The organism is Paenibacillus sp. PAMC 26794 (assembly GCF_000316035.1).
GTDB lineage: Bacteria > Bacillota > Bacilli > Paenibacillales > Paenibacillaceae > Paenibacillus.
The window spans coordinates 107,947-128,336 of the sequence record NZ_ANHX01000086.1 but is presented as its reverse complement, the minus strand read 5'-3'; the positions used below and the strand labels follow the sequence as shown (position 1 = coordinate 128,336).

Sequence of the window (20,390 nt, the reverse complement as noted above, 5' to 3'; positions counted from 1 at the left end):
AATTTTCCTAAGGAACCCAGGACGTCTTATTGGGTCCTCTGGCTCTCTTTTTCAATTGTAAGAAACATCAGACACCTTATTTCCAAAATCTCCATAACAAAATGCTGAAAATGGCTGTATATTCCGATATAGCGTTTCTCAGGTTCCTTATATTTCTGCGAGTGCTTCAAATCCCTGAATAAGACGTCTCAGATTCCTTAGCTCTCATTGCTGCTCTACGCTTCTTTCCAAGCATGAACGAGGGACGACACATACCCGCGGTACGAAGAACTTGATTTAAATGTAAACCGCCTTGAAAGGGAGAATAATCTACTTTTACAGCGTCTATATTGCTTACTCGCACATTAAGGACGCGTTCTCACACGTTCAAAATGTAGCACTTACCATTACCATCTCGAAATACGCTCAGTCTCGTTTGGGCTTTTGCCGAGGCTTGAGATTGTTCTAGTTGAAAGGTATTGAAATCATTCCGTATTAAAAGCTATACTTGATCTAGAAATGTAATATATCGGTCGTGAAGCACACGCCGCTTTGATCTATTCCTCCCCTTCAACGCGAAGGTTGGAAATGGTCAGAGCGGCTTTTTGTATTTTTACATGACGACCTGAAGCCCCGTTAACGTTCGTTTATTTTTTTAGAGGAGATGGAGACGATGAGGATTGATTTTGATGAGGCTTACGAAGTTTGGATACACTCCCTTCTGGAGAAGGAAACGAACCCCAGAGTGCTTTCCAGACTAGAAAATGGACTTGAACATGGCACATTGGAATTTTTGCGTTCAGTCTGGTTTCCGGTGATGAAAAACTTTAACCATTTGCAACCCGAATGGGAGGTACGGGACTTTCATAACGGCTATCGGTATCTGGATCTAGCATACATGCCAGGTAACGGCGTTAAAGGAGGTATTGAGATTCAGGGATACGGGCCGCATGCCCGTGATCTGGACGTACGGCGCTTTAAAGATTTATGCTGGCGGCATTGTCTGCTAACGCTTGATGATTGGATTTTTCTGCCGATCGCGTATCTCTCCATTAAAGACGAACCGAAACGGTGCCAACAGCTTGTGCTCTCTTTTATGGGAAAATTCATTGCTACGGACGTAACGACATCCTTAAATTGGATTGAAGCCGAGACTGTACGTTATGCCAGACGCATCATCCGTCCATTTGCTCCCTCGGAACTAGCAACACACCTGCGAATCACAGATCAGCATGCTCGAAGAGTTCTTCACAGCCTGATTGATCAACAAGTATTACATGTCGCTAGTGGCGTTCAACGATATCGAACGTATATCTTACGAACATGAGACACTCTATTTCGCCGATATCGTACATATCCATATTTTAACGAACTCAGGACAGCTTATTGTGATGATATGGAGTAAATCTGGGCACTTATTCGGGCTTTTTCGTGAAATAAGGTTGCTGAGATTCTTTAGAATTTCAACATGCCTCTTATCTCGATAATAAGCTCATCTGAGTTCGTTAGAATTTTAGAAATGACTCAGAAACTTTTGGAGTTACTACTATTAAACCTAATTGCGAACCACTTTATATACTGGAGTGTCAGATACTTGCGTCAATAACAAGTTACATGAAGAATTACTCGTAGGAATAGCTCTGAGCTTTGAATTTACTTAAAATAGCTTGCGGGCTAGCCTACAGCTCCAAGGGTAAGTTACGTGTAGTCGATTAAATTACTTAGAATGAGGTCTCCGACCATATATAGAAAAACAAAAAAAGACCACCTTACACTCAAGAGGTCTTCCATCTTTGCCTGTTGTTGCAACAGGCTGTCCCATTTTAAGTTAACACTCCAATATAAAAACCAATGGAGATAAAGACAACACACCAGACGAATGCACCGATGCTGGATACAACTACGTACCTGCCAATTGCCATGCGACTAATCCCGGAGAAACAGCACATCAGATGACGAATGCCTGGAATGAAGTAACCCAGGATGATGGACCAATACCCATATTTGAGGAACCACGACTCCACCCTGCCGAATCGTTTGGCGTTGACGCCGACCCATTTGCCGTATTTTTCAACCAGCGGCCTGCCCGCCTTCTTGCCGATCATGTAGCTGAGCAGCCCTCCGGTAAACGCGCCACCGAAACTGACGGCGATGGATACGGAGTAATTCAATACCGAGATGGAGGCGAGATAACCGACAAACGTCATCATCACCTCATCCGGAATTGGCATGCCAATAACGCCAAGAGCCAGTAGTCCGTATATTGCGAAATAACCATATTGACCAATAAATTCTTTTGCAAATTCCATACTGACTCGCTCCTTATTTCGGTTCCACAATATCCTTCTCATGTGAGGCTAGCACTTGTTTTAGAGACGGGAATCGGATTTGGCTCACCATGAGACTGGATAATACAATAATGACAAGATAGGCTACACCATGTGTGAAATAAGGACTCCAGAGTGCGAAAAAGGACATCAGACCTCCCGCAAATGTAATCGGCATTCCGACAAAACCACTGCTTGCTGTCTTCTGACAGTTATAACGGGCCAGACGTAAAGCACCGCAAATCGGAAACAATGCAGTCAGTGCCATCCCCAGCACACTCACTTCAATCATGGAATTCAGGTACAGAATCAGCACGGGTGCTGTTCCGAATGAAACTACATCCGCAAGCGAGTCCAGGGACTTGCCGAACTCACCCTCACAATGCAATTTGCGAGCCGCATACCCGTCAAACAGATCAAAGAACATCGCTACCCATATCATCATCACAGCCAGGGCAAATTCACCATGAATAGCCATAATGATTGCCAGCATGCCTGAACTCAGATTCCCCAAGGTTAAAATCGATGGTAAAGACTTCATAAGATTTGACTCCCTTTCGTACTAGGCTTTAGGAAAAATAATATAAAAACGGACTCCATCCGGTGTATTCTCCACTCCATAACTGCACCCATGCAGATCAAGAATCTGCTTCGCAATGGCCAGACCGAGCCCGGTCCCCCCCATTTTACGATTACGCGAGCGCTCTACCCGATAGAACCTCTCCCATATATATTGCCGCTCAGCTTCAGCTATCTGCTCGCCCTTGTTCTCAATGAAAATATGGACAAAACCTTCACGCCTGCTAATCTCAATAGTTATATCGGTATGTGGTATCGCATGACGTATAGCATTCATCATGATATTGAAAATAACTTGCTCCAGCTTGCTTCGGTCACCCTCAACCGTCTGTTCTGTTGTGGATACAAGCACCACATCCAATCCTTTGTCCTTCAGTTGCGGACCCAGACGGCCGGCGATATCTTCAATCATGTCAGCCAGTGCAACAGCATCCGTATTCAATTGAACCGCTGAGGATTCCAGTCGCACCAGATCCAGCATCTCTTCAACCATCGTTTCCATTTTGATCGCCTCATCGGCAATGATCTCAATGTAACGCTCCCGTTTGCTCTCACTCACGCCATCCTTCAGCCCTTCAGAATATCCCTTAATAATGCTGATTGGCGTCTTAAGTTCATGTGATGCATCGGCAAAAAACTTGCGCTGACGCTGTTCAATCTCCTGCTTCATTTCCATATCTGTACGCATCTGCGTGTTGGCCTGTCTCAGCTCTTCCAGTGTCTGACCCAAGGTTCCCGATAAGGCATTAAGGCTGTTAGACAGACTGCCGATCTCATCATTACGCCGGATGGGTGATTTCACCGTGAAATCCAGCGTAGACATTTTCTTGGCGACATGGTTCAAGGCCAAGAGCGGCTTCGTTACAATTCGGGACAGGAGTAACGCCAGCAACAGAATCAATATAAATGCCCCAATGCCAAAATACGCATAGAACAAACGTGTTGCCTCATTCGCTTCCCTCATCTCCTGTAGAGAGGTGAGCGAGAAGATCAGTTGTTGCTCGGGTCCGGAACGATGCACTGGAGCAATGGTGATGACATTGCGAACACCGCTCCAGCTATCCATCCATTCTTCATTGAGCATTTTGCCATTCGCCAGGGCCAGTTGGTCTTCGTTGGACAAAGGGAACCGGCTATCCAGTGCTTGCACCAGCAGTCCCTGCCTCTGACTCCACGTTGCCAGATTGGGAAGAACTACTTCGGTCAATACGCCTGACCATTCCTTTACCGGTTCAATCGATTCCTGAAAGCTTTCTGTTCCCCATGCGGCAGAAGTGGCATCCTGGATTTTGAATGGATAGATCATGGACCCGCTGGCCGGACCTCTCACCGTCAGTTCTTGCCCATATTTCAGATGGGATGTAATCCAGCCAGCATTCTCACTATTAATAAACAAGGACAAGGACACTTTCACGTGACTTCCATCCTCTTGAAGCAACGTAATGTGGAACGGGTCATTAACCAATCTTCCGGTATTCGTCAAAATGACCAGATGTGATTGATTCTGACGCATGAACTTCCCGGTCTCCTTGGCTAGCTGTAAATCACTCCAATGCCCATTGGAGTATTGCTGTTCGAACTTGGACAGCTTTTTCTTCATACTGCTGACCTTTTGATGCTGATAGAAGTCGGGGAACCAGAACAACTGGGCAAAAACCGTCGTCCCATATAGAAGAACCAGACATCCTGCCATGACCAGGAAAAGCTTCATCGTTACGCCATTTCTTCTCATGTTTCTGCCTCGAAACGATATCCAGTGCCAATCACCGTCCGGATACACTTGGCTTCATCACCCAGTTTGCTGCGCAACTTCTTGATGTGGGTATCCACAACACGTGAGTCCCCTTCAAAATCAAATCCCCAGATCCGATTCAAAATGGCATCCCGAGACAACACAATGCCTGCATTACGTACCAGATAAAGCAACAGATCATATTCCTTTGGTGCAAGTTCCACTTCAATTCCGTCCTTCTCCAGACGTCTGGCCCATGGATCAAGGGTTACCTGTCCAAAGCGAATCACACCTTGCTCTCGTCCAAATGCACCTTCAACACGCTTCATTAATGTCTCTGCACGTGCAACCAGCACACGTGGACTAAACGGCTTGGTGACGTAATCGTCTACGCCCAGCTGAAATCCATGAATTTTATCGTCATCCTCGGACCGTGCAGTCAGCATGATAATAGGTACGGTGGATTGGGATCGAATATGCCCACATAACGTCCATCCATCCATTTCAGGCATCAAAACATCCAAAATAACCAAATCCACCTCATGCAGAGCCAACAGTTCCAGTGCCTGTACTCCATGTTCTGCTTCTATGACGTTCCATTGTTCTTTTATGAAATAATCGGCCACAATCTCACGAATGCGGCTTTCATCTTCCACCAGAAGCACTGTTCTGATCATGGCCGACTCTCCTTTTTAGATTTCTGATGATAACATACCTATTCCATGTGTCGTTCATGTGTCCACACATGTTTTGGAATGCTCCCATGATATATACGATTAATATAAGACAAAAGTTACTAATTTTTATAAAAATTCGCATAAAAAAGAAGCCATCAACGAGCAAGCTCCTGCTCATTGACAGCTACTTGAATGAAATCGAAGTGTGTTATCCAGAATTGATGCGCTACTGCGCGCTCCCTGGCAACACTTAACGTTGTTGCTCCAGACGGTGTGCCACATGCAGTGTAGGGCCAACAAAACGGTTCAGCGGGAATCCGCCGGCAATCGCTTTGGTCACGAAGGCTTTACCTTCACGAACAGCCTCTTTCACTGAAAGACCACGAGCCAATCCTGCGGTAATCGCCGCAGACGTCGTGCAGCCCGCACCATGCGTATATCCGGAGCCGACAACATCGGCTTCAAACCATTCGTAGTTGGTTCCATCATAGAGTAGATCCATTGCTTTACCCGGGCTAATGACACCTCTGTCCTTGATCAGAACATGTTTCGAGCCATGGGCATGAATTGCTGCTGCCGCTGCTTCCATCTGTTCCTTGGAACGAATCGGTCCACTCTTCGCCAGTTGGGATGCTTCGAACAGATTAGGTGTAACCAGATCAGCACCTGGCAACAGGAATTCGATCATCGCTTCCGTATTTTCCGGTTGTAACACTTCGTCTGTACCTTTGCATACCATTACCGGATCGATAACGATCTGTGGCAGACCGCTACGGCGAATATGTTTTGCTACCAGTTCAATAATATCTACAGAACCGAGCATACCTGTCTTCATGGCATCGAAACCTATACCGTCCAGAACAGTGCGAAGCTGCGCTTCAACTACATTTAATTCCACAGGAAAGACCTGGTGATCCCATGTTTCGGGCTCCATTGCCACAACCGTAGTCAGTACGGTCATGCCATACACACCCAGCTCCTGAAAAGTTTTCAAATCAGCTTGAATACCTGCACCGCCGCTCGTGTCCGAACCAGCTATTGTTAATGTTTTTGGAATCGTCATGGTAGTTGCATTCTCCTTCGTGTCTCAGTTGACATTATCCTATCCCTTGTACGAGCGGATGTCAATGGCATCTGAAGCCATACAGAGCATGGTTTTCAGGATGATTCAGTTCACATCTTTGGTGTATGAATTAGCAATGACATACGAAAAAACCTGACAGGAGCACCACTTTGACATCAAGTGTGTTTCCTGCCAGGTCTATGAGAGTCTATAGATGAATGCTGTGCGTCTAATCTCTATATCCGTTCTCGCTGTGTATCCAGCACAGTCCAATGGTTCCTGCACCTGCATGAATACTCACCACAGGGATAAACGGCATGATTTCGGTCTTTAATTTAGGGAGCAGATTGGCAATCTGCTTCTTGATCGTAACGGCTTCTTCCTGATTGTTCGCATGCATAATGCACACATGCTTTACTTTCTCCATATCCAGCTTGAGCATATCCAGCATGCGCTCTTTTGTCCGCTTGAACGTGCGAATCTTCTCATTCACAACCACTTTGCCCTCTTCAAATCGAAGCAGCAGATGGATCTTTAGCAGTTGACTGATGATCAGCTGTGTGCCCGACACCCGGCCACTGCGGTGAAGATGTTGAAGACTGGCCGGTATGAGGTAAAAGGACATGTTATCAATCATCTGTTCAATGTTTACTTTGATCTCTGCAGCTGAACATCCCTGCTTCTGCCATTCCAGTCCTTGCATAATCATCTCACGGTGAGGATAGGCACCTGCCTTTGAATCAATTGCGGTCACCTTCACCCCTGCAATCTCTGCAGCCTGCATAGACGTATGCAGCGTTCCACTAAGCGCTGTAGAGCAATGAATCGTAATAATCTCATCGTACTTGTCTTTGAGCGATTCATACAGTTCAATGAACTCGCCAATGGGTGGCTGCGAACTGCTCGCACGTGAAGCCTCCGCAAGTTTCTCATAGAACATTTCAGATGTAATGTCATCGGTTTCCCGGTAACATTCCTCTCCAAATACGATGCGCAGCGGTACGATGTAGATATGATTTTGCTCCGCAAAAACGGGATCCAGTGTACTGGTACTATCGGTGACCCATGCAATTTTCTTCATGACATCCTTCTCTCTTGCCGGATTGTTCGTTCTGTATCTTCAATCGTCAAGCACAAGCCCGGCGGTTTATTTAAAATTTGAATATTTCACATTGTAAACGTTTGCGATACTACCTCTCAATTATAAATGAACGGACAGACCGTTGTCTTGTGGCGCAATCATGAACACCCCTGTTAATACCATTATTAGCTAAAAAAATGTCTTGCCTGTGAAGGAATAAATTGGTATGCTGTTGTCCTTCTCTCTTTTCGCCTTGACTGAAGTGAACGGAAACGCCGTTCAATCCACTTATCGGAGGTGTCACATGCTTTATTTCACTCTGGCTTCCAAAGCCTACTCCCGGAATCTGCAATACCGCGGGGCACACATGGTACATAACTTGGCAAGCGCCATGTTTGGTTACATGTATGCCTGCCTCTGGATCGGCATCGGGGCCGACCATACTCTCGGGGAATACGGGACACAGGGGATGATCAGTTACATTGCATTCACGCAATCCTCTCTCTGGATCTCGGGTTTTCTCACGAACGGATTGGGTATTCCCTTATCCGTCAGGACAGGGCAGATCGCACTGGATCTGATGAGGCCTGTTCACCTGTTTACCCACCTGATGGCACGCGAATGGGGGCAGATTGCCTACCAGTTCGTGTACAAAAGTATTCCGATCTACCTGCTCTTCTCCATTGTCTTTTCCCTGCATTGGCCCTCAGACGTTTCAACACTGTTCCATGCCGCACTTGGTCTTGCCGGCGCCGCATACTTGTCCATCTGCATGAACTACATCATTGGTGCCACGTCGATGTGGACCACGGAGTCCTCCTGGCTTCACTGGGGTAATCACGCGATGATGAATCTGCTGGCAGGTTTTTTCATTCCGCTGGAATGGCTACCGAACTGGCTTGAACAACTTGCCTGGATATCACCCTACCCTTTCCTACTCTATGTACCTACCCGAATCTATCTTGGTTTCGAAGATGGCTCCTTGTTATGGGGAACCTTGCTTTGGTGCGTCTTTATGACGTTGATCTGTCTTGTGATCACCCAAGTGTTACGTCGTAAAGTGGAGGTGCAGGGCGGATGAAACGGACTTCCTGGTTCAATTTATATAAAATGCTCATTCGAACAAGCATCCGCAGCCGGATGCAATACAAGTTCAATTTCATCATGGCGTCCGTACTGGCCGCTTTAATCCAGATCTCCGAGTTTCTGATGGTTGCTCTCGTGCTGCACAAATTCGGTGCAATTAAAGGCTGGTCCCTCCATGAGATCGGTTATCTCTTCGCCATCATGACGTTATCCAAAACACTGTATCGAACGTTCGGCAATGAGGTTCACCATCTGGAAAAATATCTGGTTAATGGTGAGCTTGATCAACTGTTAACACGTCCTATGCCCGTATTGCTGGCACTGCTGCCGCAAAACTTTCGCATCATGGCTGGAGAAGTCCTGCAAGGCGGGTTCATTCTCTGCTGGTCATTGGCAGGCATGATGCACAGCGGACAGATTGGCTGGACTGCCATTCCCTTCTCCCTGCTCATTATTCTGACGGGCGCAGTCATTCTCTTTTCCATCGGACTTGCTACCGCCACACTCGGATTCTGGACCACACGTATTGAGGAATTACAGACGATCACTGAAGATGCCGCACGAACGGCTGCCCAATATCCGCTAACGTTATATCCCAAATGGATGTCTGGCATTCTGCTAACGGTGATTCCCGTGGGATTCGTCAACTACATTCCGTCACTTTACCTGCTACGGGGTGAAGGAGGAGCGTGGATTCTTGTTGCTGTTGCGGCGATTGCCGTACTGAGCTTGGCTGCAAGTCTGCGTTTCTGGCAATTCGGCATGACCAAATATCAAAGTACAGGTAGCTAAGGAGGCGTAACGAATCATGAACATGATCACAGCAAGGCATCTGCAAAAGGAATTCAAAACTCCTGTTATTCACGAAGGGCGTTTCTCCGGTTTACGTACGTTATTTTCACGTAAGTATGTGTCCAAGGAAGCGGTACGTGATATCAGTTTTGATATCGGCCCAGGGGAATTTGTGGGCTACATCGGTCCGAACGGGGCTGGCAAGTCTACCACGATCAAAATGCTGACAGGTATCCTCCACCCAACCTCGGGTGAGGTACAGCTTGGCGGTATGAACCCCCATCAGGACAGGCGCAGGACCGTTGGTCGACTGGGCGTTGTGTTTGGACAGCGCAGTCAGCTCTGGTGGGATCTGCCCGTGAAAGATTCATATGATATTCTGGCCGAGATGTACGGCGTCCGTGCCGAGGACAAAAAGAGACGGCTGTCCCAGTTCGCCGAGTTGCTGGACCTTGAATCGTTCTGGGCCACGCCTGTCCGCAAGCTCTCGCTTGGACAACGCATGCGTGCGGATCTCGCAGCTTCCATGCTGCATGATCCGGAACTGCTTTTTCTCGATGAACCGACGATTGGACTGGATGTGAACGCAAAGCGGAACATTCGCCAGTTTCTACGTACATTAAATGAAACGTTTGGCAAAACGATTCTGCTGACCACACATGATATGGACGACATTGAGCAGTTATGCAGCCGGGTCATGGTGATTAACCATGGTCAACTGACATATGACGGCACGATCTCGTCACTTCGCGAAACCATCGGACTACCTACGCTGATTCGGGTAACGTTCCGAGGAGCGTTTCATATCCCGGATGTTGTGTCGTCCGCGATATATATTACTGGAATGGAAGGACAGATTGTCACCGTTGAAGTGAACCGGAAGGAATGGAGCACAATGGACATTCTGAAACAGTTGGAGCACTGGGGTCAGATCGAAGATGTAGAGATGAAAGAACCCGATTTCGAAGATATCATCCACCGGGTGTACTAGTTGGCCTATTTTGTGAGGAAATAGGATGAAGACCTTTTCTTACGCCGTTACATGAAAGATGGACATGGCGTACTGTAATAACGGAGGTGAAGCGTCATGCTTGTGACCAAACATGTCCTTGCAGCATCCAGCGCACACGCCACTCCCTATTACATCGTACGTGGCATGATGCCGGGACCCGTGATGTTCATTACATCCGGGGTTCACGGGAATGAAACGGCGAGTATGGCCGCTGCGCAAAAACTCGCAGATGATATTGCGACAGGTCGTCACGTCATTCAGCGAGGGCTGTTAATTATCGTGCCACGCGTGAACCAGCAAGCCTACGCAAAGAAAATCAGAGGCAAGCCCGATCTGAATCGTACGTTTCCACGCCGGATGTCAGGCAAGGCCAAGCATCCGTTCGCTGCGGCAATTTTTCAGCTGGCGCGTGAACAACGGGCCGACTGGTGGCACGATCTGCATGAAGCCAACGGCCTGTCTCAACTGAGTTCACGAGTGCTTGGACAGACGTTGATCACCAATCCCGGCAGTCGGACGATTCCAGCTTGCAGAAGAGTTATCGAACGGATGAATCGATCGATTGCCATTCGTGATCGTCATTTTAACCTCAAGCAGCATGAATTGCCGGGATCTGCCCGTACAGCGGCTTCAAGACTATTACAAGCCCGTTCCGTAACGGTGGAGACCTGTTGGAGTCTGAAACGCTCAACCCGTATCAAGCATCAGACGAAGATTGTGCACCATTTTCTGCGTGAAGCAGGCATGTTATGATCAAGACCATTAAGTTAGAACTAAAAGAAACCTCCAACCGAGAGCACCCGAAGTACATCTTTAGGTGCTCTCTATTAGAGGTGTTTTTTTATCTCTGCATCATGGCTTCCAGTATTTTATTACCCACAGGGTCCAGCGGCATGAGTGGATAAAGGTCTTTTTTAGTTATAAACTTGAATATCGCATCCAGATACTCATCCACAATAGAGGCTGATCCAAAACAATAATTGGACAATAATACAACGCCTATACTCTGTTCCTTATTTATAGCCAAATAACTGGAGAAACCAAATGTGCCCCCGTTATGCCAGAGTATATTCTGATCTGAGATATTATCACTAAACCATGCGTAATGATGGGTTGAATCTCCAATCATCACAGGCATGTGACTTTGTTGTATTGCAGAGGCTGGCGGATGATCTTCATTCAGATTGGCCTGTACAAATAAACACATATCGTGAAGAGATGACTTGATCGCCCCTGCGCCTTCATGTACACCCGTATCCCAGTGAGGCATCTTTTTCCCCGTTGACGTATGTCCATCTACAAATCTGCCATTCTGTTCTGCATTCAGCATAGCTGCTGTCTCCGTCATATTTAATGGACCTGTGATATATTTTTTCAGCAGATCGTCATATGTACTGCCTGATACTTTACATAGGATATAGCCCAGTAAGCCCACGCCGGTATTGGAATACTCAAATGAACCCATCTGATCCGTAAAGTCAGCATCCGATAAAAAAGCAAGTAAATCATCCTCCGTATAATTTGAATACGGATTGTATCGATTTTTCTTCGAGGACAGGTTTGTGGCAACTCCGGGTAATCCAGAGGTATGCGTCGCAAGACTTTTTAAGGTTACCTTATTCAAATAATCGTTTTTGCCATTGTGTATGTACTTGCCAACCGTGTCATCCGTGGAAAGCTGCTGTTGACGCTCCAATTCTAATAGAAGGATAGATGTAAAAAGTTTGGTTACAGAGCCGATTTCGAACAACCTATGTTCAGGAGCAGCCACGCTCTTCTTTTTGGGATTGCCCAATGAATGATATTCGATATCTCCCTTTGTAATAACGCCAATCTCAAGATGTAGATGTTTCTTTCCTTTGATGTAATCGGATACAAAACCTTGTAAATCCCTCATAGAAAATGTTACTCCTTTTGTAGTGTGAGTTTCATTATTGAAATTATTGAAATCACGTTAACCACCATTATGTATTGGCAAACTACACTATGTATTCGTTCTAAATCTCCGATTCCCTGCTCGTTAGTCAACTCCTGTTTTCTGCTAAACAGGAAAAGAGCCGCGATTACGGCTCTTTCTTCTGCACCCTGAACGATTGAATATAATTGTCGATATCGTCCTCCGGTGTATGCAACAGTCGTGCCAGATGAATCTGCATCTGTTCCAGATGGTCAATATGTTTCTGAATGTCAGCGATGCGTTCGCGTACAAGGGTTTTTAACGTATCCTTTTCCATGTCTTCCTGGCTGAGCAGTTGCAGGGTCTCTTGTATCTCCTTTAAGGAGTAACCCAGCAGCTGGGCATCCTTAATGAACTTAATTTTGACCAAATAATCCTCGGTATACACCCGATATCCGTTGGAGGAACGACGGGGAGCAGGCAGAATTCCACTATCCTCGTAATAACGGAGGGTTGCCATACTTACACCGGTACGCTTGGCCAACGTTCCTCTTGTCATGGTTTCCATGTCTACTCCTCCACCCTTCTGCGGACTTATTGTGTTTGTTCGTTGCGTATCTTGGTATATGTGGCATCATAGGTGACCTCGGGAAATTGTGCTGAAGATCCTTGCAGCAATGGCTGCTCTTCCCCTTTCAGATAACGGTCAAAGAATGCCAGCGCATAGGATCTGGTTATATCCACATTATGTTCTGGGGTCATGCCTCTGGCAAATAGTTTCGGTGAAATTAATGAAATATCCGTAAAGCTTTGATGGAAGAAATTATCCACCGTCAGATAATAGGTATCATTAAGACTACTCGTCATCACTCGATCCAGATCCGGCTCAAACTCGGGATAGGCTACTTTTTCCGTTTCGGTGGCTTCCGGTTCCAGACTTTTGGCGGTTCCACCCGACATGATATACATAAACGGCTGTTTCAGGGCTGTCGTGGATACCGATCCCCAGAATCCGCCTTCCAAACTCATTCCTGCCTGGAAACGTTCATCCTGCGCCAGTACTTCCGCTGTTGTTGCCCCACCATACGAATGTCCCATGATGCCGACGTGATCCAGATCAAGCTTGCCTTGCAGCAGTTGATTCGGGTCATGTGAATTCCACTGGGTAAGCGTATCGAGAACAAAGCTTGCATCATCTGCACGTATGCCTATGCCTTCTACATTATATTGATATAATTCCGCTGACGTTGCAAATTCAGGGTCAGCCTGATAGGAAGCTGCATGTCCATCGGGGAATGTCACTTGTGCTGACGTATAAGGGTGATCTATCCCCACGACAATGTAACCGTGGCTAACCAGTTCCTCAATCATCGTCATGCTCTGAAAACGGGCTGAGCGGATACCCGGCGAGAATAGTAATACCGGATACTTGCTCTGGTCGGCGGACATCTCAGCTCCTTTCACCACATGTGTTGGAATGGTATCCAGATAACTGAACACCTGAGACGGAATGCCGAACACCAGACTGATCGCTTCTCCCAGTTCACTAGGGTAATGCTCCAGCGGCAGCCCTTGGGCGGCCTTCTGATCCACCGGGTACCACACATTAATCATAAGTTCACGCTTGTCCCCGGCCTCGGGTGTTTTGGTCTCTTCACGAGATTCATCCACCAGGTGTTGAGAGAACGTGCCAATGGCATAGGTACCGGTTGGTTCAGGCATCGTAAAGGCAGGTAACAGCCAGGTCAGTATGATTGAACCTGCACTGAAGGCCAGAACCAGAATCGATGCCAGCGTCATCTTAATCCATGAACGACGGTTGGGTTTCTGCGCACTCTGAACATAACGGCCACTGCGGTATGATTTCATGAGTTGAATCATTAACGTAATGAATAATACAAGTGTAACGATATAGGTGGGTATCATCTGCACGCGAAATGAATTGATTAAGCCATGCAGAAGCACTGCCAGAACCAGAGCTGAGAGTATCCCCACTGTCATTGCCCGGCGCTTCGGAAACACCAGCATAAGTAACGTAGCAGCTACGGTTACCAATACCAAAATCCATTCTAAAATTCTCATTATTCAGCCTCCAATATTCCTTGATAAAAAAAGAATAAACCTTGAAGTATACTTCAAGGTCAAGGCTGAATTTTAGATAGAATTTTATCGGGGAATTCGTAAATCCCATTTGCGAAGTTCGGTCAACGTACACGTTCCGGATGAGAAAGCCTTGATACCTGTTGAGTTCGGCCCAGGATAGATCCGCCCTGTCATGACCTGTTCTCCCTGCTGAATGAACACCTCAACGGAGCTGACATCCATAAAAATATGAAGTTCCAGTTTCCCGTCAAGCAGTTCCACTGTCGCAGCTCGTTCGCCCCCCGGCCCTTGTCCGGCCTGCTCGCGATTCAAGCATAAACGACGCTGCTCTACATCATAGGAAATCACGGTTTCTTCATCCTCACCCGTGCGCAGCTTCAACCCGAAGTGTTGTGCCTGTTCCGCTTCAAATACAGCATACAGTTCGTAACGGTCTCCACTGATTCCAAGATCAAGATCATGTTCATCACCGTTTAAATGTATACCATACTGCTCGGTGCCTTCCGACCTGTACTGTATAAGTTCGGGAAGCGGCTGGAATATCAAGCGTTCTCCCCTACGAATTAGTTGTCTCGGCAAAGTCATCGCTCCAGCCCACGCATGGGACTGTTGTGTCGGGATTTCCGTTTCCCACGTATCCATCCAGGCCACCATGATTCGTCGTCCCTGTGCATCCTCCATCGTCTGAGGTGCGTAAAAGTCGAAGCCACAGTCCAGCGGAACGTACTGCTCGTACTTCAGCACACCCTGGTCTTCATCCAGCGTTCCCATCATATAAACGGTCGAATGCAAGTTGCGATAGTTGTCTCCCTGTGCAGGCATGCGCTGCGGAGACATGATCAGCACATCTTGTCCATCCAGTGTGAATAGATCTGGACATTCCCAATTGTCACCAAGCGTCCCGTCACTCTGGGCCATAATGTTGACATAACTCCAATCCAGCAAGTCCGTTGAACGGTATAACAGAATGACACCTTTGCCAGCAGCATCATTTGATCCAAGTACACAATAGTACACACAGTTTCGTTCAAACACTTTCGGATCACGGAAGTCCTTCGGACTGGTATGCTCTGGGATCTGATCCAGCCGAATGACCGGATTCATCGCGCTTTTGACAAAATCAATCCCATTGTCCGAGACAGCGATATTCTGTGTCTGCAAGTAATCGTTATCCTTGTCGGGTCCAGTCACGACATGTCCCGTGTACATCAGCACCAACTTGCCATCCTGCACGATTGCACTTCCAGAGAAACAGCCTCCACTGTCGTAGCTCTGATCGGGTGCCAGTGCAACAGGCAGATAAGACCACGTAACCAAATCACGGCTCACCGCATGGCCCCAGTGCATCGGCCCCCATACCGGTTCGTAGGGATAATGCTGATAGAACATATGATACATCCCTTTGAAGTATATGAAACCGTTGGGATCATTCATCCAGCCCACCTCTGGCATCAAATGATAGGCCATTCGATAGGTTGGATCAACCTGATGTCGATGCGCCTTGATATATGCGTTGGCCCGGGCGAGTGTATAACTCTCTTTTGTTTGAGCCGAAGAACTCGTCAGTCCAAGGTCAGTCTCTTGCCTTGTGTCTATTTCCTGCTTCTCGTGTCGTTCCTGGTTCATATGTCCTTCACTCCTGTCTCTCTCTATATCACCCGACTTAACTTATTTGATTGCCCCTTGCATGACCCCCTGAATAATGTACTTCTGCGCAAACAGATAAACGATCAGGACAGGCAGCAGGGTCAACACCAGACCAGCCATCAATGGACCGTAATCCACTGTGTAGGTTCCATAAAAATAAAATGTGGACAGTGGCAGCGTTCGCTGCTCGGACGAAGTCAGCACCAGGGAAGGCAGCAAAAAATCATTCCATATCCACAATACATTCAGTACACTAATCGTTACGGTTGTTGGCAGTAACACCGGCAGTACGATACGGAAAAAGGTCTGCACTCTGCCGCAGCCATCCATTAGAGCCGCTTCTTCAAGCTCCAGGGGAATACTTTTGATAAAGCCATGGTAGATAAATACGGCGAGCGGACTGCCGAAGCCAATATACATGTAGATCAGCGACCACTTGTTATCCAGCAGGCTGAGCGAGCCATATATTTTAACCAGTGGAATCATAATGGCCTGGAACGGAATAATCATCGCAGCTACCATCAGGAAAAAGAGATACTGATTCAGCTTGCTTTTGTGACGAACAAAGTAATGTGCTGTCATCGCCGCAAAAAGAGCAATCAGTAATACACCTGCAATGGTAATGAGCAACGAATTGCTGAAGGCGGATACATATCCCATTTTGTCAAACGCATTGACGTAATTATCGAATTGGAAGGAGCTTGGCAAGCCCAGCGGATCGGAGGTAATTGCCTGGTTAGCCTTGAACGAATTGACGATTAGAAGCACAAAAGGAAATACAAACAAAATCATCACAATGATTAATGCAATAAACTTCATCCAGTTGAGAATGCGCGATTGTCCAGCCATCATGCCTCGACCTCCAGTTTTTTGCTGAAATAGACCTGGAGCAATGTAATGGCGGCTACAAGGATAAACAGAACAAAGGCTTCTGCCTGACCCAATCCGTAGTCACGAGCAAGAAAGGCCTGCTCATAAACATGCATGGATACCATCTCTGTGCTCTTGAAGGGCCCACCACTGGTCAAGGAGACGTTCAGATCATATACCATGAATCCCCGTTGCAGTGACAAAAAGATGCATACAATAAACGAAGGAACCATCAGTGGCAATACAATGCGAGCCAGCATTTTGCGATTACTTGCCCCATCAATGCTGGCTGCCTCCATAACATCCTTCGGCACATTCATCAGTCCTGCAATGTAGATAACCATCATATAACCGGCATACTGCCAAACGGTCACCACAACCAGAGCCCAGAACGCTTTATCCGGATCAGCCAACCAAGAGGTGGAAAACAGCGTGAGATTCATTTTTTGTCCTGCAAAAACGAGTACCTGATTAAAAATAAACTGCCAGATGAAACCAAGCACGATTCCGCCCACCAGATTCGGCAGGAAAAATCCAGCCCGGAACCAGCCCTGTGCCTTCATCCCCCGGGTTACTGTGTAAGCGAGCAGGAAAGCAACAGCATTGGTCAGCACAACGGTAATAAATACGTACTCCAGCGTCATCCCGAATGATTTCCAGAACACCGTGTCCTTGAACACACCGATGTAATTATCCCAGCCAACAAAGTTTTGATCGACTGCAATGCCATCCCAGTTCGTAAACGTCAAATAAATACCATACAAAAATGGAATAATCATCACCGTAGCAAACGCAAATAATGTCGGGCCAGTAAAGATCAGACGGGTGCGCAGACGTGTCCATAATCCTTTTTCGGTCAGCATTGTCATCCTCCACTCTATCCAAATGATTAGCCTGGCGGTTATACCGGAAACAAGTCGAACAGACCTCATGTGGAAGCAGTACGTTCATCATCTCCGGCGTACCGCAAGTCTCTCTCTATGTGCTGCACAGGGCTAAGATTAAATCTTTTATTTCACGTTGCTCCAGTATGCCTGAATTTCGCTGGCAAGTCCGGCACGGTCAATGACATCAGCCAAATATTTCTGCATGGATGCACCCAGTTTGGACCAGTGATCCGCAGGAAGTGTACTCATTGATTCTTCGATTTTGCCTGCCTTGATGTATTCACTAATGGATTTGCCAAGTGGATTGGTTGGCTCCAATGTAATGTTGCTGAATGCCGGAATAATACTGGCTTGATTCACCAGGAAATCCTGACCTTTTTCGTTATAAACGATCCAATCCAAAAATTTCTTCGCTGCTTCCTGCTGCGCTGGTGTGCTCTTTTCCTTATCCAGCAATATTCGTTTGGATACAGCAGCAGAGATTTGCGTATTACCGAAATCATCTGGATTATTGCTCACAGGTACCGGGAGGAAGCCATATTTTCCATCTGCTGTATCAAAGCTTGAAATTTGCGGCCATGCCCAGTTGCCCTGGAACCAGATACCTACCTCACCCTTGCCAAGCACCTCAGGTCCACGCTCATAGGTTCCGGACAGTGGAGAAGCCTTGTCAATATTGTAGGTTTTCATCAGATCAAATGTATCTAACAAGCCATTAAACACGGCATTGGAAGCAAGGTCCACTTGACCTGCCTTCAGATCAGTAATGAATTGATCCACCTTCGCACGGTCTGGCGACTGCCCACCATATGCAAGCCCCAGATAGTGCGCACCAAGCGACCAATCCATCGGAGATACAATCAAAGGTGATTTTCCAGTAGCAGCGATCTTTTGGAACAGCTCATCAAGCTGTGCAGTGGTCTGTACAGACTTTGGATCGAATGTCCCACCTACCGCCTGATCCAATACATTCTGGTTATAGATGAATCCATATCCTTCAATAGAGAACGGAAAGGCATAATTTTTGCCATCAAACGTTGTAGCCGCTGTGCTGTTCTCCACAGCATCCTTCATCCAAGACTCGGATGTAAGATCCAGAACACGATCCTTGAACTTCTCGACATCCCCTGTATCCAGCATCATCATCGTTGTAGGGCTGCCGGAGGCATACAAGGCGGACGCTTTTTCAAACGGAGACTGTCCACTGCCTACAGGTACAATTTCGAGTGTGATATTTGGATTTTCAGCATGGAAGTCTTTAGCTGCTTGTTCCAACTGACTGTTAATTTCCGACTTGGAATTAAGCAAGGTGATTTTGACACTCTCACTGCTGCTACCCTCTGAGGAGGAGTTGGACTCCGTCGCTGCTTTACTTCCACATGCCGACAATACAAGCATCATAATTAATGACAATACCGATAATTTCATCCATCTCTGTTCTCTTTTCATCTTGTTATGGCCCCCGATCAATAGTTTAAAAGGAAACGCTTACAAATCGAATTATAATGTCAAAGGTTTGACATGTCAATCGTTTGACATACCATTCAAAAAAATTTTTTTCTTCTTCGTGGCAAAAGGACGAATAGGAAAAAACGACCTGTATCAGGTCGTCTCTCTCTCCACGATGGTAACTGGCAAAATATGCTCCATTCCGATCTTCTCTTCCGCGAGCTGGTGCCGAATCAGATCAATCGCCAGCTTAGCCATGGCCTCCACCGGCTGCCTGATCGTTGTAATGCCAGGCACCGTATACGCTGCCGCACGACTGTCATCATAACCTATAATAGCAATATCATCGGGTACCTTGCGCCCACCTAACACGATCTGCTTCAGCGCATGCACCGCCATCAGATCACTCGTTACAAAGAGTCCGTCCACCTCGGGGTGTTGTGCAAGCAGCTTATCCACCAGTTCCGTATACTGATGCTGATCAAACACATTCAGATCGGTTTCATGAATCATGACCGGTTTGACTCCATGAGCCTGCAATGTATCAACGAAACCTGTCGTCCGGCGATTGGACAGCATTTGCAATTCCAAATTACCGCAGATATGTGCCAAATGCCGTCTATTCTTTGAGAGCAGCAGTTCGGCAGCCATAACCCCTCCCTGATAGTTATCAGATGAAATAAACGGGATGTCTTCACCGATCTTACGATCAAAGGTCACGATTGGGGAATGCAGATTCATATACTCATCAACTTCCAGTGTATGACTTCCCATAATAATGCCATCCACGCGATTACCCTTGAGCATTTCCACATATTCACGCTCTTTGGAAGGGTCCATGTGGGAATTGCATAACATAATTTTAAATCCATTCTGGTAAGCATGATACTCAACATAGCTAGCCAGTTCTCCAAAAAACGGATGGGATACATCGGGAATAATCAAGCCTATAACATTGGATTGCTTACGCAGAAGAGAACGGGCAATTTCGTTGGGTCGATAGTTCAGTTCGTCCATGGTTTGATACACTTTGTCCCGAGTCTTCTGACTGATATATCCCCGGTTGTTTAATACACGCGAGACGGTAGTTACAGAAACTCCTGCCCTGAGTGCAACATCATGAATAGTTGCCATAACACCCTCTTTTCCTACAACATTCTTCATACATTTAACATTATAAACCTATTGCTAACCCTGAACCAAACCCTT

At 46.7% G+C, this 20,390-nt stretch carries 19 protein-coding genes; 5 read left to right on the top strand and 14 right to left on the bottom strand.

Going from position 1 to position 20,390, the window contains the following annotated elements:
• The first annotated feature begins 652 nt into the window (after nt 1–652).
• On the top strand, nt 653–1,306 hold the full coding sequence (locus D829_RS0127845; RefSeq protein ID WP_017692196.1) for a hypothetical protein: 654 nt from the start codon (nt 653–655) through the stop codon (nt 1,304–1,306).
• A 496-nt stretch (nt 1,307–1,802) separates the two neighbouring features.
• Here the strand turns inward: D829_RS0127845 and D829_RS0127840 are convergent, their stop codons facing one another.
• From D829_RS0127840 to D829_RS0127815, 6 genes are all read right to left on the bottom strand, one after another.
• Nucleotides 1,803–2,288: a DedA family protein gene (locus D829_RS0127840; protein WP_017692195.1), complete on the bottom strand. Its 486-nt coding sequence runs from the start codon at nt 2,286–2,288 to the stop codon at nt 1,803–1,805.
• A gap of 13 nt (nt 2,289–2,301) precedes the next feature.
• Entirely contained in the window at nt 2,302–2,847 is a 546-nt protein-coding gene (gene pssA, locus D829_RS32050) for a CDP-diacylglycerol--serine O-phosphatidyltransferase (protein WP_017692194.1), read from the bottom strand.
• A 21-nt stretch (nt 2,848–2,868) separates the two neighbouring features.
• On the bottom strand, nt 2,869–4,617 hold the full coding sequence (locus D829_RS0127830) for a HAMP domain-containing sensor histidine kinase (RefSeq protein ID WP_017692193.1): 1,749 nt from the start codon (nt 4,615–4,617) through the stop codon (nt 2,869–2,871).
• On the bottom strand, nt 4,614–5,294 hold the full coding sequence (locus D829_RS0127825) for a response regulator transcription factor (RefSeq protein ID WP_017692192.1): 681 nt from the start codon (nt 5,292–5,294) through the stop codon (nt 4,614–4,616). The genes D829_RS0127830 and D829_RS0127825 overlap by 4 nt, the downstream gene beginning before the upstream one ends.
• Before the next feature lie 250 nt (nt 5,295–5,544).
• Nucleotides 5,545–6,357, bottom strand: coding sequence for a bifunctional hydroxymethylpyrimidine kinase/phosphomethylpyrimidine kinase (gene thiD / locus D829_RS0127820; RefSeq protein ID WP_017692191.1), 813 nt, complete (start codon nt 6,355–6,357; stop codon nt 5,545–5,547).
• 229 nt (nt 6,358–6,586) lie between these two features.
• Nucleotides 6,587–7,438: a DegV family protein gene (locus D829_RS0127815; RefSeq protein WP_017692190.1), complete on the bottom strand. Its 852-nt coding sequence runs from the start codon at nt 7,436–7,438 to the stop codon at nt 6,587–6,589.
• Nucleotides 7,439–7,742: 304 nt separating this feature from the next.
• Here D829_RS0127815 and D829_RS0127810 point away from each other — a divergent pair, with 304 nt between their 5' ends.
• The 4 genes from D829_RS0127810 (at nt 7,743) to D829_RS0127795 (ending at nt 11,081) form a co-directional block, all read left to right on the top strand.
• Nucleotides 7,743–8,519, top strand: coding sequence for an ABC-2 family transporter protein (locus D829_RS0127810; RefSeq protein ID WP_017692189.1), 777 nt, complete (start codon nt 7,743–7,745; stop codon nt 8,517–8,519).
• A complete protein-coding gene (locus D829_RS0127805) occupies nt 8,516–9,316 on the top strand; it encodes an ABC-2 family transporter protein (RefSeq protein WP_017692188.1) in 801 nt (266 codons plus the stop codon). Before D829_RS0127810 ends, D829_RS0127805 begins: the two co-directional genes overlap by 4 nt.
• Before the next feature lie 22 nt (nt 9,317–9,338).
• Nucleotides 9,339–10,307, top strand: a complete 969-nt coding sequence (locus D829_RS0127800; protein ID WP_026081464.1) for an ATP-binding cassette domain-containing protein — start codon at nt 9,339–9,341, stop codon at nt 10,305–10,307.
• A 96-nt stretch (nt 10,308–10,403) separates the two neighbouring features.
• Nucleotides 10,404–11,081, top strand: a complete 678-nt coding sequence (locus tag D829_RS0127795; RefSeq protein WP_017692186.1) for a succinylglutamate desuccinylase/aspartoacylase family protein — start codon at nt 10,404–10,406, stop codon at nt 11,079–11,081.
• An 88-nt stretch (nt 11,082–11,169) separates the two neighbouring features.
• On the opposite strand, the gene D829_RS0127790 is transcribed toward D829_RS0127795, so the two are convergent.
• From D829_RS0127790 to D829_RS0127755, 8 genes are all read right to left on the bottom strand, one after another.
• Nucleotides 11,170–12,225: a serine hydrolase domain-containing protein gene (locus tag D829_RS0127790; protein WP_017692185.1), complete on the bottom strand. Its 1,056-nt coding sequence runs from the start codon at nt 12,223–12,225 to the stop codon at nt 11,170–11,172.
• A 166-nt stretch (nt 12,226–12,391) separates the two neighbouring features.
• Nucleotides 12,392–12,793, bottom strand: a complete 402-nt coding sequence (locus D829_RS0127785; RefSeq protein ID WP_017692184.1) for a MerR family transcriptional regulator — start codon at nt 12,791–12,793, stop codon at nt 12,392–12,394.
• 26 nt (nt 12,794–12,819) lie between these two features.
• Nucleotides 12,820–14,307 carry a prolyl oligopeptidase family serine peptidase gene (locus tag D829_RS0127780; RefSeq protein WP_017692183.1) on the bottom strand — a complete coding sequence of 496 codons (1,488 nt, stop codon included), beginning with the start codon at nt 14,305–14,307 and terminating at the stop codon, nt 12,820–12,822.
• An 84-nt stretch (nt 14,308–14,391) separates the two neighbouring features.
• Entirely contained in the window at nt 14,392–15,954 is a 1,563-nt protein-coding gene (locus D829_RS0127775; RefSeq protein ID WP_017692182.1) for a glycoside hydrolase family 32 protein, read from the bottom strand.
• Nucleotides 15,955–15,996: 42 nt separating this feature from the next.
• Nucleotides 15,997–16,824 (bottom strand): carbohydrate ABC transporter permease, encoded by an 828-nt coding sequence (locus tag D829_RS0127770; RefSeq protein ID WP_026081462.1) that lies wholly within the window; start codon nt 16,822–16,824, stop codon nt 15,997–15,999.
• Nucleotides 16,824–17,708, bottom strand: a complete 885-nt coding sequence (locus tag D829_RS0127765; protein WP_017692180.1) for a sugar ABC transporter permease — start codon at nt 17,706–17,708, stop codon at nt 16,824–16,826. The genes D829_RS0127770 and D829_RS0127765 overlap by 1 nt, the downstream gene beginning before the upstream one ends.
• A 147-nt stretch (nt 17,709–17,855) precedes the next feature.
• A complete protein-coding gene (locus D829_RS0127760; RefSeq protein WP_017692179.1) occupies nt 17,856–19,181 on the bottom strand; it encodes an ABC transporter substrate-binding protein in 1,326 nt (441 codons plus the stop codon).
• Nucleotides 19,182–19,334: 153 nt separating this feature from the next.
• Nucleotides 19,335–20,315 carry a LacI family DNA-binding transcriptional regulator gene (locus tag D829_RS0127755; RefSeq protein ID WP_017692178.1) on the bottom strand — a complete coding sequence of 327 codons (981 nt, stop codon included), beginning with the start codon at nt 20,313–20,315 and terminating at the stop codon, nt 19,335–19,337.
• Nucleotides 20,316–20,390 lie beyond the last annotated feature (75 nt).

What these genes read in the sequence shown, in the direction of transcription:
- D829_RS0127785 (WP_017692184.1), bottom strand. Translation starts at nt 12,793, where the DNA reads ATGGAAACCATGACAAGAGGAACGTTGGCCAAGCGTACCGGTGTAAGT.
- D829_RS0127765 (WP_017692180.1), bottom strand. Translation starts at nt 17,708, where the DNA reads ATGCTGACCGAAAAAGGATTATGGACACGTCTGCGCACCCGTCTGATC.
- D829_RS0127755 (WP_017692178.1), bottom strand. Translation starts at nt 20,315, where the DNA reads ATGGCAACTATTCATGATGTTGCACTCAGGGCAGGAGTTTCTGTAACT.
- D829_RS0127795 (WP_017692186.1), top strand. Translation starts at nt 10,404, where the DNA reads ATGCTTGTGACCAAACATGTCCTTGCAGCATCCAGCGCACACGCCACT.
- D829_RS0127790 (WP_017692185.1), bottom strand. Translation starts at nt 12,225, where the DNA reads ATGAGGGATTTACAAGGTTTTGTATCCGATTACATCAAAGGAAAGAAA.
- D829_RS0127780 (WP_017692183.1), bottom strand. Translation starts at nt 14,307, where the DNA reads ATGAGAATTTTAGAATGGATTTTGGTATTGGTAACCGTAGCTGCTACG.
- thiD (WP_017692191.1), bottom strand. Translation starts at nt 6,357, where the DNA reads ATGACGATTCCAAAAACATTAACAATAGCTGGTTCGGACACGAGCGGC.
- D829_RS0127845 (WP_017692196.1), top strand. Translation starts at nt 653, where the DNA reads ATGAGGATTGATTTTGATGAGGCTTACGAAGTTTGGATACACTCCCTT.
- D829_RS0127830 (WP_017692193.1), bottom strand. Translation starts at nt 4,617, where the DNA reads ATGAGAAGAAATGGCGTAACGATGAAGCTTTTCCTGGTCATGGCAGGA.
- D829_RS0127800 (WP_026081464.1), top strand. Translation starts at nt 9,339, where the DNA reads ATGATCACAGCAAGGCATCTGCAAAAGGAATTCAAAACTCCTGTTATT.
- pssA (WP_017692194.1), bottom strand. Translation starts at nt 2,847, where the DNA reads ATGAAGTCTTTACCATCGATTTTAACCTTGGGGAATCTGAGTTCAGGC.
- D829_RS0127825 (WP_017692192.1), bottom strand. Translation starts at nt 5,294, where the DNA reads ATGATCAGAACAGTGCTTCTGGTGGAAGATGAAAGCCGCATTCGTGAG.
- D829_RS0127775 (WP_017692182.1), bottom strand. Translation starts at nt 15,954, where the DNA reads ATGAACCAGGAACGACACGAGAAGCAGGAAATAGACACAAGGCAAGAG.
- D829_RS0127815 (WP_017692190.1), bottom strand. Translation starts at nt 7,438, where the DNA reads ATGAAGAAAATTGCATGGGTCACCGATAGTACCAGTACACTGGATCCC.
- D829_RS0127760 (WP_017692179.1), bottom strand. Translation starts at nt 19,181, where the DNA reads ATGAAAAGAGAACAGAGATGGATGAAATTATCGGTATTGTCATTAATT.
- D829_RS0127770 (WP_026081462.1), bottom strand. Translation starts at nt 16,824, where the DNA reads ATGGCTGGACAATCGCGCATTCTCAACTGGATGAAGTTTATTGCATTA.
- D829_RS0127805 (WP_017692188.1), top strand. Translation starts at nt 8,516, where the DNA reads ATGAAACGGACTTCCTGGTTCAATTTATATAAAATGCTCATTCGAACA.
- D829_RS0127810 (WP_017692189.1), top strand. Translation starts at nt 7,743, where the DNA reads ATGCTTTATTTCACTCTGGCTTCCAAAGCCTACTCCCGGAATCTGCAA.
- D829_RS0127840 (WP_017692195.1), bottom strand. Translation starts at nt 2,288, where the DNA reads ATGGAATTTGCAAAAGAATTTATTGGTCAATATGGTTATTTCGCAATA.